Origin of the sequence: Chitinophaga sp., from assembly GCF_035564935.1 — a bacterium.
GTDB lineage: Bacteria > Bacteroidota > Bacteroidia > Chitinophagales > Chitinophagaceae > Chitinophaga.
In genome coordinates this window covers 1-17,201 of sequence record NZ_DATMTE010001013.1, presented here as the reverse complement: position 1 = coordinate 17,201, position 17,201 = coordinate 1, and the positions used below count along the sequence as shown (strand labels likewise).

Sequence of the window (17,201 nt, the reverse complement as noted above, 5' to 3'; positions counted from 1 at the left end):
TCAGTTTAATCCTGAGTCAGACAACATCCGCTGTGATCACAATTTGAGGTAATGCACTCCCGGCTCGTACTCCTTTTCAAGCGCCTGTAACAGGTGCCCGAAGTCTTCCGGTTGCCGGAGGAAATCAACTTTGGTGGTATCCACCACCAACGTGCGTACAGGATGCTGCTTGATATATTGCATATACATGTCGTGCACATTCAGCAGGTATTCGTCGGGTATCTGTTGTTCGTAGGAACGGTTGCGGTGACGGATATTCTCCTGCAGTTTTGTGACGGGTGCATTCAGGAAAATAAGCAGTTCGGGTTGTACCAGCTGTGGATTAATGATGTCGAAAAGCTTCTGGTAAAGGGAGTATTCTTCTTCCGGCAAATTAATTTTTGCAAACAGCAGGCTTTTTATAAACAGATAATCAGAAATGATCACATCGCTGAAAAGGTCCTGCGACTGCAGCATTTCCTTCAGTTGTTTATACCGCTCCGCCATAAAGAACAACTCCAGCGGGAAGGCGTACTGCTGCGGACGTTCATAAAAAAGGGGGAGAAAAGGATTGTCTGCAAATTCTTCCAGTATCAGTTTTGCAGAAAAATGAGTAGCGAGCATATTGGCCAGCGTGGTTTTACCGGCGCCGATATTTCCCTCTACCGTAATGAATTTATAACGCATGAAGATATGTTTAGTATTTAATCCTGATCCTGGTAACGGTTTACCGGTAATGTATCCGGACAGGCAGCTGCCAGCTCCTGCACCGTTTTATGTAACACCGGGTGCATATAACCCGGTATGATCTCCATCAGGGGCACCAGCACAAATTGCCGGAGATGCATCCGGGGATGCGGCACCTTCAGCTCCGGCAGGGAATGAATGCTGTCGTTAAAAAATATCAGGTCGATATCAATTACCCTCGACCCCCATTTTTCCTGGCGGATGCGGCCTATCTTTCTTTCTATCTCTAACAGTGTATGCAATAACGTTAGTGCATCCAATGATGTGCGGATCTCAACCCCCTGGTTCAGGTAATCCGGTTGATCCACGGCTCCCCAGGGAGCGGTCTGGTATAAGGCGGAGGTTTGTACTATCTCCCCGGCTGTTTCAGCGATGAGTTGTACCGCTTTTTGCAGGTTCCCGGTACGATCACCCAAATTGCCACCTATAAGTAATATTGCTGTATTCATGTATATTTCAAGTCTCAAAAGTAGCCATATTCCTTATTTTTGAAAAAATGTATCTTTCCATCTCAGTTTCATCTTAACCAAAAAGTATGCGTTTCTTTAAAGTTTTCCTGGCCGCATTCCTTGCATTCGTGGCATTTACGGCAATATGCTTCTTTATATTGCTGGGAATAATAGGTAAGGCCATTACCCCTGAAAAGGTAACAATTTCCCCCAATAGCGTACTCGTGCTCGAAACCGGGCAATCGTACAACGAGCAGAAAGTAGTTAATCCATTGGGCGCACTGATGAATGATGAATCAGCAGAAACTCCGGGATTGTACCAGGTGGTAAGACTAATAGAAAATGCCGCAGGTGATGACAACATCAAAGGCATTTACCTCAAAGTAAACGGGAATGCCAATGGCTTTGCCAGCACGGAGGAATTGCGTAACGCCATTCTCCGTTTCCGGAAATCCAGGAAGTTTGTGTATGCCTATGGCGAAGTAATGGACCAGAATGCATATTACCTGGCCAGCGCGGCAGATAAAGTATACCTGAACCCTAAAGGCGGAGTGGATTTTACCGGCTTTGCCAGCCAGATCATGTTTCTTAAAGGAACGCTGGATAAACTGGAAATCAAACCCGAGATCTTTTACTGTGGAAAATTCAAAAGCGCCACAGAACCACTGCGCGAAACACAGATGACGGAGGCGAACCGGGTTCAAACCACCCAGTTCCTGGGCGAACTGTATGGCACCTTCCTGAAGGGCATCGGTGCTACACGCAACATTGACACGGCTACTTTACACGGCTACGCCAATGAAAACCTGATCCAGGAAGCCGGCGATGCACTGAAATATAAGCTGGTAGACGGCTTGAAATACGATGATGAAGTAACTGCAGAACTGAAAACCAAAACGGGTATCAAACAGGATGAAAAAGTGAACCTGGTGACCCTCGGAAAATATAACAGTGGAACCGATCTTTCCTCCGGCAGCGGAGAGGCGCGATTGGCCCTGATCTATGCTGAGGGCGATATTATTGGCGGTGAGTCGGAACGTGATAAAACCATTGCAAGCGACGACTACATCCGCGAAATCCGCAAAGCCCGTGAAGATAAAAATATAAAGGCTATCGTATTCCGCGTGAACTCCGGCGGAGGCAGCGCACTGGCATCTGAAGTAATCTGGCGCGAACTCTCGCTGGCGAAGAAAGTAAAACCGGTGGTGGTATCCATGGGTGATTATGCGGCATCCGGCGGGTATTATATTTCCTGCATGGCCGACAGTATTTTCGCGGAACCCAATACCTTAACGGGTTCTATCGGTGTATTCGGTGTGATGTTCAATATGCAGGATTTCTTCAAAAATAAAGTAGGCGTTACCTTCGATGGCGTTAAAACTGCCCCCTATGCCGATCTTGGTTCCGTTGGCCGGCCGCTTACTGATGCAGAGAAGCGTTTTATCCAGAACAGTGTAGACAGTACGTATGCATCCTTTAAATCGCGCGTGGTAGCAGGCCGGAAGCTGGCTCCCGCTATCGTGGACAGCATTGCCCAGGGGCATGTATGGAGTGGTTTACAGGCTAAAGAGCTGGGCCTGGTAGACCGTATTGGCGGCATCAACGAAGCGCTGGCATGTGCAGCAAAGCTGGCCAAACTGTCGGAGTACCGTTTAAGAGAGTTCCCTGAAGCCAAAAACCCCCTTAGCAAGCTGGCGAAAACCTTTGGAGGCAACGTGCGTATGCAGATGGTGAAGAAAGAGCTGGGCGCCAACTATGAAATATACCAGCAGGTGAAAGATGTAGAGCAGTTGCACGGCGATATCCAGGCGAGAATGCCTTTTAAGTATAACTTCTAGGATCGCCTTCGGCGATGGAAATTGTCTTGGAACACTGATTTTGATGATTTCGCTGATTACGCTGATTTTATTTTTTGGATTTATAAAACTAAGGGAGATATAAGCGGATATATTCGCTTTTTATCTCCCTTAACTATTATAACACAAAAAAATAAAATCAGCGTAATCAGCGAAATCATCAAAATCAGTGTTCCAAGACAACCGCCGAAGGCGGTGCACTACCAATTAAAGGTGACATCCTGTACTATGTCAGGGTGCACGCTCATGGCCACCGGGCAGGTATGTGCCGCCCTCTCCAGGATGGTGCGTTCTTTTTCGCCAAGGCCATGGCCTTCCGGGAAGTCGAACACGATGGTGACACCGGTGATGCGGCGCGGCTCTGTACCCATTATTTTCTGAACGCTTACTTTAGTGCCTTCAATGGCCCAGTTATTATCCATTGCCTTGATGCCCATAATGCTGAGCATACAGGAGCCCAGTGCGGTGGCAACGAGATCGGTAGGAGAAAACTTTTCGCCCCTGCCACGGTTATCAACAGGTGCATCTGTTTCGATAACAGTGCCGGATTGCAGGTGGGTAGCGGTGGTACGTAACTGGCCGGTATAAACTATAGATGCTGTTTGCATGATATCTTTTTAAATGATCAATCCGTAAAATTAAATGTATTTTTATTATAAGTGTATCCCTGGCAGTAAAGGTACCTGGTAAACTAAAAAAAAATTAGCTACGTTTGTAATATATACATAACAATACCTTTGTTCAAGCGTTTATTTATTATAATAATTGCCCACTGTGAAAAAAATATACTTAATCCTGTTTTTAGCGATGATATCCGGCGGCTTGTTTGCGCAAACCACCTCCAGGCAGCAAAACACCAAGAAAAGTGATAAAGAACAGCGTAAGCTGAAAAAGATCTCCATTTTCCGTGAACAGGAAGAGGGAGAGAACGTTTTTCAGCGTGATTTTTCTGCAGGAGCAAGGCTGAATACCGACGGATGGTCTGGTTTTGCGGAACTGGGATACCGGAAAACGAGGAAAAAAGTGAATTATTTCCAGTTTGAGTTTGGAGAGAAGAAGAGTAATAAGGAAGTAAAGATCAACAGTGGGTATGCCTTTACCCAGCGTCCTTTTATTTACGGTAAACAGAATAATTTTTACCAGGCCAAACTGGGTGTAGGGCAGCGGTACCTCATTGGCGGTAAAGCCAATAAAAACGGGGTAGAGGTAGATGCTATCTATTACGGAGGCGTATCCCTGGGGCTGGTAAAACCTTATTACCTGAATGTGCAGAATGAAAACGGGGAAAATGTGGATATCAAGTATACCCCTGAAACGGCGGATCTTTTCCTGCACAAGGAACAGATCAACGGCGCGGGCGGTTTCGGAAAAGGATGGAACAACCTCAGCGTGGTACCCGGGTTACATGCTAAACTGGGAATGCGGTTCGACTGGGCCCATTTTAATGAAGTGGTGAGCGCCCTGGAAGTAGGGGTAAACGGGGAATATTACACTAAAAAGATCCCGATTATGGTGATAGTAGATGGAGTTGACCATAATAAACAGTTCTTTTTTAATGCATATGTCAGCATCCAATTCGGGAAGCGCTGGAATAAGAGATAAGTATTAACTTTGCTCTTCTAAAGAAAGGAATAAGCGATGCAAGAACTACCCGTAATAGCCGCCGAACCGGCTACAACAAGAGTGAAAAAGCCCGATTGGCTGCGCGTTAAATTACCCATAGGCGAGAATTATAAACAGGTTAGAAACCTGGTAGATACCCATAAATTACATACGATCTGCGAAAGTGGCAATTGCCCCAATATGGGCGAGTGCTGGGGCGCCGGTACCGCTACTTTTATGATCCTGGGAAATATCTGTACCCGTAGCTGCGGCTTTTGCGCCGTTGCCACCGGCAGGCCGGAAGCGGTGGACTTCGATGAACCACAACGTGTGGCGGAAGCCATCTACCTGATGAAAGTGAAACATGCCGTTATCACCTCTGTAGACAGGGATGAACTGAAAGACGGCGGTTCCATCATCTGGGCCAATACCATCAATGCCGTAAGAGCGCTGAACCCCGAAACTACCATGGAAACGCTCATCCCGGACTTCCGCGGTCAATGGGAAAACCTCCAGCGTATTATTGATGTGGCGCCTGAAATTGTGTCGCACAACCTGGAAACGGTAGAGCGCTTAACCAAACAGGTGAGGATCCAGGCCAAATACCACCGCAGCCTGGAAGTGATCCGTCGTTTGAAAGAAGGCGGCATGCGTACCAAGAGTGGTATCATGCTCGGTTTGGGTGAAACAAAAGAAGAAGTGGTGCAGGCCATGCAAGACCTGTACGACAACGGTTGTGATGTGGTAACGCTGGGCCAGTACCTGCAGCCTACGCCAAAACATCTGCCCGTAGCGCGCTTCGTTCACCCCGATGAATTTGCAGAATTACGCGAGATAGGTTATAACATGGGACTCGACTACGTAGAGTCAGGACCGTTAGTAAGATCATCCTATCATGCAGAAAAACATATTGTCAGCGGTCGTAATAAAGGATGACCGGGACTGATTTTCACTTATTTGTTAAAATCCACCCGGAAGGGTGGATTTTTGTTTTCATAACGTTATCTTAGCGCCCAAATTCGTTTTACCTAAGCAACAAGACTGGTTGTTGTATACCTACTTCACTGTTATACGTTGTATTCAAATACCTGGAACCACCGTGGAAACCGTGCGATAAAGTTCCAGCTGAATTTGAATCCGCAACTTTCTTATCAACCTACCTGTTTGCTGTGATCATTACAGCTTAACATGTTTTTGCGGCAATTAAAAATGTTGTAATGCGGATAGCGCTGCAACAAATACGGAACAATAATGCTATGCCATTAAAAGCCAGGCTTTTTATGTATACGTTATTTTCTTTCGATTGGTACAATGATGAACTGAATGTCAAAAGCCTTTTATGAAAAGAGCATTTTATTTGTTAGCTGTGGCATGCGGATTAATTATATCCCCGCAGGTATTTGCACAGCAATCTACTGACTCCCTGTTAACCAGCGCTACCCTGCAGGAATGCGTAAGGTATGCCCTTGCCCATCAGCCGGTTATCAGGCAGTCGCTCATTGATGAAGCGATCACCGACCGGACGGTAAAGAGTAAGCTGGCCGATTGGTATCCGCAGGTAAACCTGGATTATAACCTCCAGCATTACCTGGAACTGCCCACCTCCATTTTTGGAGGTAATCCTACCAAAGTAGGTGTGGCCAATACTTCTACCGCGTTGTTCGGGTTGAACCAGAACATCTTTACCCGCGATCTTTTACTGGCCACCAACACGGCAAGGGATGTACGGAAGCAAAGCCGGCAAACTACCGCGCGCAACCAGATAGACCTGGTGGCGGATGTGAGCAAGGCTTATTACGATGTGCTTCTTACCACAGAACAGATCAAGGTACTGAGTGAAGACATTACCCGCCTGGAAAGAAGCCTGAAAGATGCGAATAACCAGTACGCCAGCGGTGTGGTAGATAAAACTGATGTCAAACGCGCTACTATTTCGCTGAACAACGCCCGTGCACAACAAAAGTCGGCGCGTGAACTGCTTACCGCCAAACAGGCTTACCTAAAGCAACTGATGGGATACCCCTTGAATAGCGGAGATGTACCATTGTCGGAAGATTCTGCTGCCGTTGCTTCACAGGTGACCGGCGCCGATACCCTGCTTACCGCAGATTACAAAAACCGTATCGAATACCAGTTACTGGAAACGAATCAAAGCCTGCAGCAGGCCAACCTGAAGTATAACAAATGGAGTTACCTGCCTACGGTATCTGCATTTATCAATTATTCCTTTGCTTATCAGAATGAGCAGTTCGGTAAGTTGTACAGTGAAAATTATCCGAACTCTTTACTTGGGTTAAAATTATCCTTACCCATTTTCCAGGGAGGAAAAAGAGTGCATAACATCCGTATGGCGGAATTGCAGCTGCAGCGTACCCAGTGGGATTTTGCCGCTTTAAGAAGCCAGATCAATTCACAGTATGCACAGGCAATGGCCACTTATAAAAGTAATTATAACGACTATCTCACATTGAAAGAAAATGTGCAGATGGCACAGGATGTATATGATATGTTACAACTGCAGTATAAGGAAGGGATCAAAACCTATCTCGATGTACTGATCTCTGAAACAGAACTGCGCTCTGCGCAACTGAATTTTTATAATTCCATGTACCAGGTACTATCCAGCCGGATAGACCTGCAAAAAGCATTAGGAACCTTAACAGCTAATTATTAAATGGTAACCGGAACGGATATGAAAAAAATGAACAACATTGTCTTAATCAGCGCTGCCAGTATCCTGGGCTTTACTGCCTGTAAAGGTCCCGCCCAGCAGGGAGCGCCCGCTATGCCCCCTACACCGGTAAATATTACGGAGGCATCCGTAGCACCGGCCGTTTATTACGATAAATATCCCGCCACGGTAGTAGCGCTCAACCAGGTGGAACTGCGTTCCCAGGTAGCAGGGTTTATCACCGGGATCTTTTTTAAAGAAGGTGAAGTGGTGCAGAAAGGAAAGCCCCTGTATGAAATAGACCGCCGTAAATATGAAGCGGCTTATTTGCAGGCACAGGCTAACGTAGCCAGTGCAAAAGCGAGCTTCGACAGAGCAAAGAAAGATGACGACCGTTACCAGCGCCTGGCCGACCAGGATGCGGTAGCCCGCCAGATACTGGACAACGCGAAAGCAACCCTGGAAACTTCCCGCAGCCAGCTGGCCGCCGCAGAAGCCAGTCTTGCTGCTGTTCGTACAGACCTGGACTATTCCCTGATCAAAGCGCCGTTTACCGGCCGTATCGGTATCTCACAGGTAAAGCTCGGCGCACAGGTGAGCCCCGGTACCACCCTGCTGAATACTATCTCCAGCGAAAACCCGATAGGAGTTGATTTCGTGATAACAGAAAATGAGATCTCCCGCTTTGCCGGTATGCAGGGTGGTAAAGCCAGCGACTCTACTTTCCGCCTGCAGTTATCCGATGGCACCGCATTCATGCACGCCGGAAAGATCCTCGCCATTGACCGCGGGGTGGATAACCAGACCGGTACTATCCGGGTGCGTATCGAGTTTAATAATCCGGACGACAGGCTGAAAGACGGTATGAGCTGTGTATTGCGCGTGCTGAATGAGCAGTCCGGCGAAAGACTGATCATCCCTTATAAGGCGCTCACCGAGCAGATGGGTGAATACTTTGTGTTTGTTGCAAAAGATTCTGTAGCTGCCCAGCAGAAAGTACACCTGGGGCCAAAGATCGGCGACAGGATCGTGATCATGGATGGTATCCAGGCCGGTGATAAGGTGATCACAGAAGGCTTCCAGCGCTTACGCGACGGAGGCAAAATACAGATAGGAATACCAGCCGCTCCAACAGGCGCGCCTGCGAAGAAATAGTTTATCAGTAGAATCAACAGCAGAAGATCATGATTGCAGATACTTTTATAAAACGACCCGTAACGGCTATAGTAATATCTATAGTACTGGTACTGGTAGGCATACTGGCGATGATGAACCTGGCCATTGGCCAGTACCCTGAAATTTCGCCCCCTACTGTACAGGTAACTGGTACCTATACCGGGGCGGATGCACAAACGGTAGAACAAACCGTGGCCACACCCGTGGAAGTGCAGGTGAATGGTACGCCGGGCATGACCTATATCAACACCAACAACACCAGCAGTGGACAAATGAGTATGACGGTAAACTTTGAAGTAGGTACCGACATCAACATTGCCGCGCTGGATGTACAGAACCGTGTGGGAATTGCGCAGCCTACCCTGCCACAGGAAGTACAGCGTTTAGGGCTCACCGTTAGAAAGCGTAACCCCAGCATCCTCATGCTGGTGGCATTGTACTCACCTAAAGGCACACACGATATTACGTTCCTGGATAACTACACTAACGTATACGTAAAAGATGCATTGCTGAGAGCAAAAGGAGTGGGTGATATCTTCACCCGTGCGGATGATTTCAGTATGCGTATCTGGCTGAAACCCGATAAGCTCGCGGAAATGGGCGTAACCGCCGATGACATCCGTGCAGCGCTCGCAGAGCAGAATGCGCAGATCACTGCAGGTTCCGTAGGCGCCCCGCCACAACAAGCCGGGCAAACATTTGAGTATAATATCTTCACAAAAGGACGTTTATCTACTCCTGAAGAATTTGGAAATATCATTGTTAAAACCCGCCCTTCAGACGGATCACTGGTATACCTGAAAGATGTGGCCCGTGTGCAGTTAGGTAAATTTAACTACTCCGGTAACAACTTCGTTGATGGTAAACGCGCCGCCTACCTGCTGGTGTACCAGGCGCCAGGAAGTAATGCCATTGAAACTGCCAAAAACGTAACGGCAGCCATGGAAGAGCTGAAGAAGCAATTCCCCAGCGATGTGCAATACGTGGTGCCGTTTGAATCCATTTCTGTAGTAAAAGTATCTATAGAAGAGGTGGTGCATACCATTGTGGAAGCGCTTATCCTGGTGGTGATCGTGGTATTCCTGTTCCTGCAGAGCTGGCGCGCTACGCTGATCCCGGTACTGGCTATCCCCGTGTCCATTATCGCTACGTTCATCTTCTTTATTCCACTTGGATTTACCATCAATACGCTTACCCTGTTCGGTTTCGTACTGGCCATTGGTATTGTGGTGGATGATGCCATTGTGGTGGTGGAAGCGGTGCAGCATAATATAGACCACGAGAAGATGTCGCCGAGAGATGCTACCGCAATGGCCATGAAGGAAATATCCGGGCCGGTAATTGCGATTGCACTGATCCTCGCAGCGGTGTTTGTACCGGTAGGATTTATACCCGGTATCGTAGGCCGTTTGTACCAGCAGTTTGCGATCACCATTGCCATTTCTGTAATGATCTCCGCATTTGTGGCGTTGTCGTTAACACCGGCATTGTGTATCCTTCTGCTGAAGCCCATGCACCTGGACAAAGATTCGAAAGGGCTGAACAAGTTCTTCTTTAAATTCAACCGCTGGTTTGGCCATACTACTTCCCGCTACTCAATAGGGGTGAAAAAAAGTATCCGCTACTTCCGCTTTGTGCTGGTGATCCTGATCTGCATTTTCGTAGGTACCATGATGTTGTTCAAGGGCAAGCCTACCGGGTTTATACCTACGGAAGATGAAGGCCGTATCTACATTACGTTTGATTTGCCTGAATCTTCTTCTACAGAGCGCACCTTAGCGGTAATGCAGCAAATGATGAAAGACCTTGATAATACAGAAGGTATTGCCCACTATGCAGCACTCGGGGGATTGAACGTGGTAAACTTTGCTACCAAATCAAACAGTGCTACTATCTTCTGCCAGCTGAAACCATGGGACGAACGTAAGCCGGACTCCCTGCAGGTTTTCGGGCTTGTTGCCACGCTGCAGAAGAAACTGTCGAAATACAAAGAAGCCAATGTAGTGGTAATTCCGCCGCCGGCCATTCCGGGTCTGGGTTCTACAGCAGGGTTCTCCTTTGTACTGGAACAGAAAGGCGCCGGCGAAGTAAAGGCATTTGAAGGCGTGTTGCAGAACTTCCTGGCCGCCGCCAACAAACGCCCGGAAATAGCCAAGGCCTTCTCTTTCTTTACCGCACGTACACCTGGCTACCAGCTGGACATTGATCGTGAAAAGGCAAAGAAAATGGGTGTGAAGATCTCTGATATTGCTACTGCATTGCAAACATACATGGGTAGCGCTTATATCAACGACTTCACTATTTATGGCCGTAACTTCCGCGTGGTAACGCAGGCGGATTCCACTTACCGTGGGGATATCAAAAACCTGAGCCAGCTGTTTGTCCGCAACGCCGCGGGGTCTATGGTGCCGTTAAGTTCCCTCACTTCTTACAAGGTGATAGAAAGTGCGCCGGTGATCTCCCACTACAACCTGTTCCGTTCTGCGGAAGTAAACGGTAACCCGGCTCCGGGATACAGTAGTGGCGATGCTATCAATGCACTGAAAGAAGTAGCTGCGCAAACGCTGCCGGAAGGATATGGTTATGAGTTCTCCGGTTTGAGCCGTGAAGAGCTGCTGTCCGGATCCAAAACCGTGTACATCTTTGCCTTGTCTATCATCTTTGTGTTCCTCTTCCTGGCAGCTTTATACGAAAGCTGGTCTGTACCGTTCTCCGTGCTCCTGGCGGTGCCTATCGGCGCCTTTGGGGCCATTACGGTGCTCACCTTCCTGCCTAAGCTGAGCAACAACGTATATGCACAGATCGGGTTGATCACACTGATAGGTTTGTCGGCCAAGAATGCGATCCTCATCGTGGAGTTTGCGAAAGAGCGTGTGGACAGGGGCATGGATGTGGTAACGGCAGCCGTGGAAGCAGCGAAGCTGCGTTTACGCCCCATCATCATGACATCAATGGCCTTCCTGCTCGGTATCCTGCCGCTGGTATTTTCTTCCGGTGCAGGTGCGGAAGCACGTAAAACAATGGGTTGGACGGTATTGGGCGGTATGTTCACCGCAACGTTCCTCGCCATCTTCATTGTACCAGTGCTGTACGTGGTGATCACCCGTTTGGCTTATGGTAAGGAAAAGCTCCGTAAAATGAAAGAGAGTTACCAGGCTGTGCCAGAGCACGATGTGCAGGGCAGACTGTAATAATCAGCAGGGTTTATAATTGTACATACACGGGAAGGCGTTGCGAAAGCAGCGCCTTCTTTGCTTTTATTCGGGAAGAATACGTTTACCGTCCTTATCAAAATGCCGGGTCAATTCCCACTCGGTATCGCCTACCAGGTACATGGTACCTGCCACCACCGCCCCCACGGTAATATACCAGAACCAATCCGACTGGCTTTCAAAAATGAGGGCGCAGGCCACGCCGGTAAGTATCAATACCACGCCTACACGCCGTGAAATATAGGCGGCATATTCATTGGCAGAGCGCCACATTTCAGGTGTTTTGGTAGACAACACGCTGCGGTAACCATACCACGATTTAATGCTTTTAGGTGGGAAACGATGTATAAAATAACCCATGAGATAGAACAGGATGCCCGCAAAAATAGCCGCGTTGCAGTAAGTGGAGTGAAAGAAGCGTAGCCACATGGTCCGGGGTTTTGGTTACCATAAGTTACGCAAAAAAAGCGGAATTTGTCTGACTCAGGATTATGATGATTTCGCTGATTACCCTGATTTTAAATAAGAAGGGAGATAATAGCGGACATATTCGCTTTTATCTCCCTTATTTTAAATCGCTTAAAAAAACATCAATGAAATCAGCGAAATCATCAAAATCAGTGTTCCAAGACAACATCCGCGTTAATGCTTCGTGCTATCCGCAGCAGGTTTTTTCTTGCCGAACAGGCCGTTCAGGGTGTTCTTCACGGATTCACCGGCTTGTTTGCCTACATTTTCCAGTGGCTTGCCGGTTGCCGGTTGTGAGGAGTCCTTCTTTCCGCTGAGCTGATTTTTCAGTTCGTTTTTCAGGGAATTGACAGCTGTATTTTTAATCTGGTTAAGACTGTCCTTTACCGTATTTTTTACGGTATCGATCTTGTTCTTTACCAGCTCTGTTGCCTGCGATTTCAGGTTGTTGGCAGTTTCACGCAGGTCTGTTTTTACACTTGGCTTAAGCATGTTACCGGCCATTAATACCTGCAGGTGAACGCTGTCGCCCAACTGAACGGGAATGCCTTTGCTTTGTGCCTGCGATGCCAGGTTATTTACCAGTGTGTTACCGGCAGTGCCCATCAAACTGCGTGGCAGCGCCAGTTGCAGCGTATAGTCGAGCGACTGGTCAAACCCGTGTGAACCGGCAATATCCATTCGTATACCGTTCACCGTTACCTTGAACGGGTTTACTTTTACACGGCCGTTTTCAAAAGAGAAATAGTTTTTGATATCACGCAGCGAGAGATCTTTCAGCTGCGAAATATTCAGGGAGTTGGCCAGCTGGTCAACAGGGGCAAACTGTTTCAGAAATCCTTGTACAAGCAGCAGGTTACCATCTCCGGTAAGTGTACTCAGGTCGGGCGACATATCTTTCCCCAATTTGCCATGCATGGTTAACTGCGAAGTAATTTTACCGGAAAGGAATTTGCCGATCGGCATTAATTTCTGTACCGTGTTAAAAGTGTTGAATGTTTGCTGTACATCCAGGTTTTGCACGTCATAAGCCAGGTTGATATCAGGATTTACTTTGCTGGCTTTGGTGCTGTAGCTGCCGTTGATTTCCATAGTACCCTGCAGGGCATTGGCTTTCAGCTGTTGCATGGTTACGGTTTCATCTTTCACCAGCAGTTTACCCGAAACATTGGTAAGATCGGCTTTATCGTAATGGATCTTATTCACATTGGCCTGTAAACCCAGGTTAAGATTGGCCGGTACCGCAAAGGGAACGGCGGCAGCCGAATCTTTTTTTGCAGCAGCCGGATCAGAAGAGGCGGTACTGGTGGTACCCATCCATTTATCGAGATTTATTTCATCTGCTTTGAAATTCATTTGTCCATCCAGCGGCTCATTTTTAAACGTATAGGCGAGCAGGTTATTTACTTCCCCGTTGGCTTCGAAGTTGGTGCCGAGGTATTGCCCGTTGAGATCTTTTACCGTTACGTTTTTAGGATTGAACTGCAGGAAGAGGTTATTTACTTTTACGCCATCGGGATAGTCTTTGCTTTTATAAAGCATGTTGCTCAATTGCAGGGTGCCGGCGGCATAGAAGCGGTCGTACTGTTGCTTCTCGATGGCGCTCATATTGCCTTTGGCGCTGATGTCTGCATCCAGCAGGCCCGATAAATTAGTGCCGGGTTCCAGTTTTACAAACTGGGTGATTTTAGAAAGATCCAGTTTGCCTTTGGCGGCGGCGTCCACATAGAGGTCGGATACCGGTGTTTTCACGAGCATCCGCAGGTCCAGCGGGGTGTTATCCATTTCCAGGTGACCGGTAGGCATATCTATTACCGTATGATCCGGTACGCCATCAGGATTGCTGATCTTCATAGCGATCTGGATATTTTTTACCGGTTTGGGAAGATCGGGGTATTGGAAGAAGCCGTCTTTCACGGAGAGATCCAGTCCGAATGCGGGCATCTGCACGGGGGAGTAAGTACCTTTTACAAATCCTCCAAAAGCGGCGGTACCACTGGTTTTTATCTTATCAAAATCAGTTTTATATACAGTGGGTATTAAAGACAGCAGGTCTTTAAAGTTAGTAGAGGGCGCTTTGAAACTCATGTCCATACCATAGGTAGAGTCGTTCACCAGCTTAAAGAAGCCTTGCAGGGCCAGTTCCAGGTTGTTGAGTGATGCTTTGCCATCTTTAAACGTATAGGTGTTACTGTTATTATCCACCTGGATGGCCGCGTCCAGGGAGGTTTTTACCTGTGATAAATAGGGAATAAGGCCATACCGGAAAGTAACGCCGGAGGCAGTGGTATTGGTTTGCAGCAGGAACTGATCTTGTGTAAAATCGCCTTTACCCTGATGGTTCAGGCCTGTAACCAGTAATTCCATGTTGCCCTGCCGGTCGTTGTAGCTTACCCAGGCGTCTTCAATTTTATATTGCTGCAGGCTGAGGGCAAAGGTACTCTTACCGGTATCTGCCGGGCTTACCGCTGCCGTATCCGGTTTGGTGATATTCCAGTTGGCAGCGCCGTCTTTATTTACAATAGCGTGTATGCGTGGCTGTAAGAGGGAAATGTTATAGATGTCCATTTTATCTCCCTTAATCACACTCATCAGGTTAAGGGCTACATCTATCTGTTTTACGGAAAGGAGGGTATCGGCGGCAAATTCGCCGGTACCAATCACCTGCAATTCTTCCAGGCCCACCGCCAGCCGCGGAAAATGACGGAATAAGCTGATATCCACATCTTTAAAATCCACTTTAGCGGTCAGTTGTTTATTCAGTTCCGTTTTTACTTTCGCTATTATCTTGTCTTTAAAGAAATAAGGAATGGCAATAGCGGCCAGTATCAAGACCACAATTGCGATACCCACAATTTTCAGGATCTTTTTGATCATAGGTTATTTTTATTTTAGGGGTGAAGATAAGCATAATGTATAAAGGAGAAAATGAGGATGCAGGACCATCTCTGCACTATTTCGTATTTTTGCGGCAATATTCAGCGTATGACACCGGAAAGAAGAGAAAAACTATTATCTGTATTGGGCAGGCGGCAGGCTAATTTAACTGTAGTGCTGGAGGATGTACAGGACCCTCATAATGTGTCGGCGGTGATGCGTACCTGCGATGCTGTGGGTATACAGGATATTTATATTATCACTTCAAAAGCGCCGCGGAGAAAGAACTGGGGCCACAGGAGCAGCAGCAGCGCCAGGCAATGGCTCACGATACATGATTTTGATAACGCCGCAGATTGTTTTGCCGCACTGCGTAAGCGATACGATAAAATACTGACCACTCACCTTGCTGCAGATGCGGTAAGTCTTTATGACATTGACTTCAGCGGCTCCGTGGCACTGGTATTCGGGAATGAGCAGAATGGCGTGAGCGATGCCGCCAGGACAATGGCGGATGGCAATTTTATCATTCCGCAGATGGGTATTATCCGTTCGTTAAATATTTCGGTCGCCTGCGCAGTAAGTATTTATGAAGCCATGCGCCAGAAAACCATTGCGGGGCATTATAAGCAGCAAAGCCTGCCCGATGAGCAATACCAATCCCTGTTAAGCGAATGGGGCTTCAGGGCGGAAGACCTGGAAGCAGAAAATTAACCGTTTCTTATTATGGCATTTGAAGGAACACTTTTCGGGGTTGAACCACCGTTGTCGGACATTGTGAAGCATTTTTATGTGATACAATCCGGTGGAGATGCTGCAACTACTGTTGCGCATCTCTCTCCCAACTACGAAATGATGTTGCTGTTCAATTTTGGCGCGCCTGTAAGGTTTTCTGTTGCGGCTGCGCCATTGGGTAGTATGCAGGTAGAGAAAGTGGCTGTTTTAGGTCCTTTAAGGAAGATGTTGAACTACGAGTTGCTGCCGGGGGCAAACCTGTTGGTCGTGGTATTTAACCTGGATGGCTTTTACCGGTTGTACCAGGTGCCGGTAGATGAGCTGAATGGAGAAGAACTGCATTATCCCGATGATATGCAGGAGTTGTGGGAAGTGTTGAAAAGATGCACTTCTTCAGTCGAAAGGGTAGCCATATTAAAGGATTATATTTCCACCACTGCGCATGCTGCAGAAAAAGGAGCGGAGCCCCTGCTTAACGGTGCAGATTATTTTAATGATCCGCTGATACAGCCGGCTAAAGCCATTGCAGCGGATGCGGAATTATCTGAACGTACCGTGCAACTGCGGTTCAAAAAATATGTAGGGTATTCACCCAAGGAAATGTTGCGGTTTCTCCGCTTTAAACAGGTGATCAGCAGTATAGAAAATAACACGGCTGCTTCTATCGATTGGTTTGATCTTATCCACGATTTCGGGTATCACGATCAGAGTCACCTGATCAAAGATTTTCAATACTACCTGGGAACTTCTCCCGAAACATTTATTAAACAGATAGCGGGCAAGGAGTTTTGTACTACGAAGCCGGGGAAGAGGTATTAAAACGGGGTTGTTCTAGCAAAAGACTTGTTATATTATTGGCGTCCAGTTTGATAGAAGAGGCGTCGATGTTTCCGGCTTTTAGTGGCCGGGTATTGTTTCGTGAGGATAGCGGATTTCGGAACACCGATGGATAATTTGTTTTATATCATAGTAGTTGTTTTCGTTACTTTATTATTTTAATATTGAGTTAAATTATACCTATAGCCTACTATGGAACGATTTACATCACTGATCATCATTGCATTGATTTACTTTTCAGGGTTAACCGTTTACTACTTTAAATTTATCTATAAGGCCGATCTATGGAAAAAGACGGAAAGCTCTACTCCTGCGGAATTTATAAGTCGGGTTGCGGTTAGCAGAGAGACTTATTTAACAGATAGTACAAGATTGTTGAGGGATTTGTATGATGGGATTTCCTCCAGTGAATTATCTTTTTTTGGAAATTTTAATAATGAAACAAAGCTTATCATTGATTCCATCCTTTACAGCCCTGATCAGAATAAACTTGTGATACTTCTATTAGCCAGGAACCCAACCCATCAATTGGAGAAGTATCCGAAGAAGTATAAATGGTACTATAGCGCCAATTGTTATATTGGAAAGAGAG

At 47.1% G+C, this 17,201-nt stretch carries 13 protein-coding genes and 1 pseudogene; 9 read left to right on the top strand and 5 right to left on the bottom strand.

Annotated elements, in window-relative coordinates:
* Positions 1–36: 36 nt before the first annotated feature.
* On the bottom strand, positions 37–666 hold the full coding sequence (locus VN105_RS26310; protein ID WP_325645852.1) for a deoxynucleoside kinase: 630 nt from the start codon (positions 664–666) through the stop codon (positions 37–39).
* Positions 667–683: 17 nt separating this feature from the next.
* A complete protein-coding gene (gene folK, locus VN105_RS26305) occupies positions 684–1,175 on the bottom strand; it encodes a 2-amino-4-hydroxy-6-hydroxymethyldihydropteridine diphosphokinase (RefSeq protein WP_325645850.1) in 492 nt (163 codons plus the stop codon).
* 86 nt (positions 1,176–1,261) lie between these two features.
* On the opposite strand from folK, the gene sppA reads away from it, so the two are divergent.
* The gene (sppA, locus tag VN105_RS26300) at positions 1,262–3,013 is read left to right on the top strand and encodes a signal peptide peptidase SppA (RefSeq protein WP_325645848.1); all 1,752 of its coding nucleotides are present in this window, start codon (positions 1,262–1,264) and stop codon (positions 3,011–3,013) included.
* A gap of 218 nt (positions 3,014–3,231) precedes the next feature.
* Here sppA and VN105_RS26295 read toward each other — a convergent pair whose 3' ends face one another.
* The gene (locus VN105_RS26295; protein ID WP_325645846.1) at positions 3,232–3,639 is read right to left on the bottom strand and encodes an OsmC family protein; all 408 of its coding nucleotides are present in this window, start codon (positions 3,637–3,639) and stop codon (positions 3,232–3,234) included.
* Between the two features lie 166 nt (positions 3,640–3,805).
* On the opposite strand from VN105_RS26295, the gene VN105_RS26290 reads away from it, so the two are divergent.
* The 5 genes from VN105_RS26290 to VN105_RS26270 all read left to right on the top strand — a co-directional run bounded on the left by VN105_RS26290 (position 3,806) and on the right by VN105_RS26270 (position 11,671).
* Complete coding sequence (locus VN105_RS26290; RefSeq protein ID WP_325645844.1) at positions 3,806–4,633, top strand: hypothetical protein; 828 nt, start codon at positions 3,806–3,808, stop codon at positions 4,631–4,633.
* 36 nt (positions 4,634–4,669) lie between these two features.
* Positions 4,670–5,569, top strand: a complete 900-nt coding sequence (gene lipA, locus VN105_RS26285; RefSeq protein WP_079468971.1) for a lipoyl synthase — start codon at positions 4,670–4,672, stop codon at positions 5,567–5,569.
* 403 nt (positions 5,570–5,972) lie between these two features.
* Positions 5,973–7,307: a TolC family protein gene (locus tag VN105_RS26280; protein ID WP_325645841.1), complete on the top strand. Its 1,335-nt coding sequence runs from the start codon at positions 5,973–5,975 to the stop codon at positions 7,305–7,307.
* 27 nt (positions 7,308–7,334) lie between these two features.
* Entirely contained in the window at positions 7,335–8,459 is a 1,125-nt protein-coding gene (locus tag VN105_RS26275) for an efflux RND transporter periplasmic adaptor subunit (RefSeq protein WP_325645839.1), read from the top strand.
* 29 nt (positions 8,460–8,488) lie between these two features.
* Positions 8,489–11,671 (top strand): multidrug efflux RND transporter permease subunit, encoded by a 3,183-nt coding sequence (locus VN105_RS26270; RefSeq protein WP_325645837.1) that lies wholly within the window; start codon positions 8,489–8,491, stop codon positions 11,669–11,671.
* Positions 11,672–11,737: 66 nt separating this feature from the next.
* On the opposite strand, the gene VN105_RS26265 is transcribed toward VN105_RS26270, so the two are convergent.
* Both VN105_RS26265 and VN105_RS26260 read right to left on the bottom strand, forming a co-directional pair.
* Positions 11,738–12,121, bottom strand: coding sequence for an SdpI family protein (locus VN105_RS26265; RefSeq protein WP_325645835.1), 384 nt, complete (start codon positions 12,119–12,121; stop codon positions 11,738–11,740).
* 213 nt (positions 12,122–12,334) lie between these two features.
* Entirely contained in the window at positions 12,335–15,037 is a 2,703-nt protein-coding gene (locus tag VN105_RS26260; RefSeq protein WP_325645833.1) for an AsmA-like C-terminal region-containing protein, read from the bottom strand.
* Between the two features lie 51 nt (positions 15,038–15,088).
* On the opposite strand from VN105_RS26260, the gene VN105_RS26255 reads away from it, so the two are divergent.
* The 3 genes and pseudogenes from VN105_RS26255 to VN105_RS26245 form a co-directional block, all read left to right on the top strand.
* Entirely contained in the window at positions 15,089–15,751 is a 663-nt protein-coding gene (locus VN105_RS26255) for an RNA methyltransferase (RefSeq protein WP_325645831.1), read from the top strand.
* A 12-nt stretch (positions 15,752–15,763) separates the two neighbouring features.
* A complete protein-coding gene (locus VN105_RS26250; protein ID WP_325645829.1) occupies positions 15,764–16,591 on the top strand; it encodes a helix-turn-helix domain-containing protein in 828 nt (275 codons plus the stop codon).
* Positions 16,592–16,801: 210 nt separating this feature from the next.
* A pseudogene (locus VN105_RS26245) lies at positions 16,802–17,201 on the top strand (hypothetical protein); the annotation flags it as partial.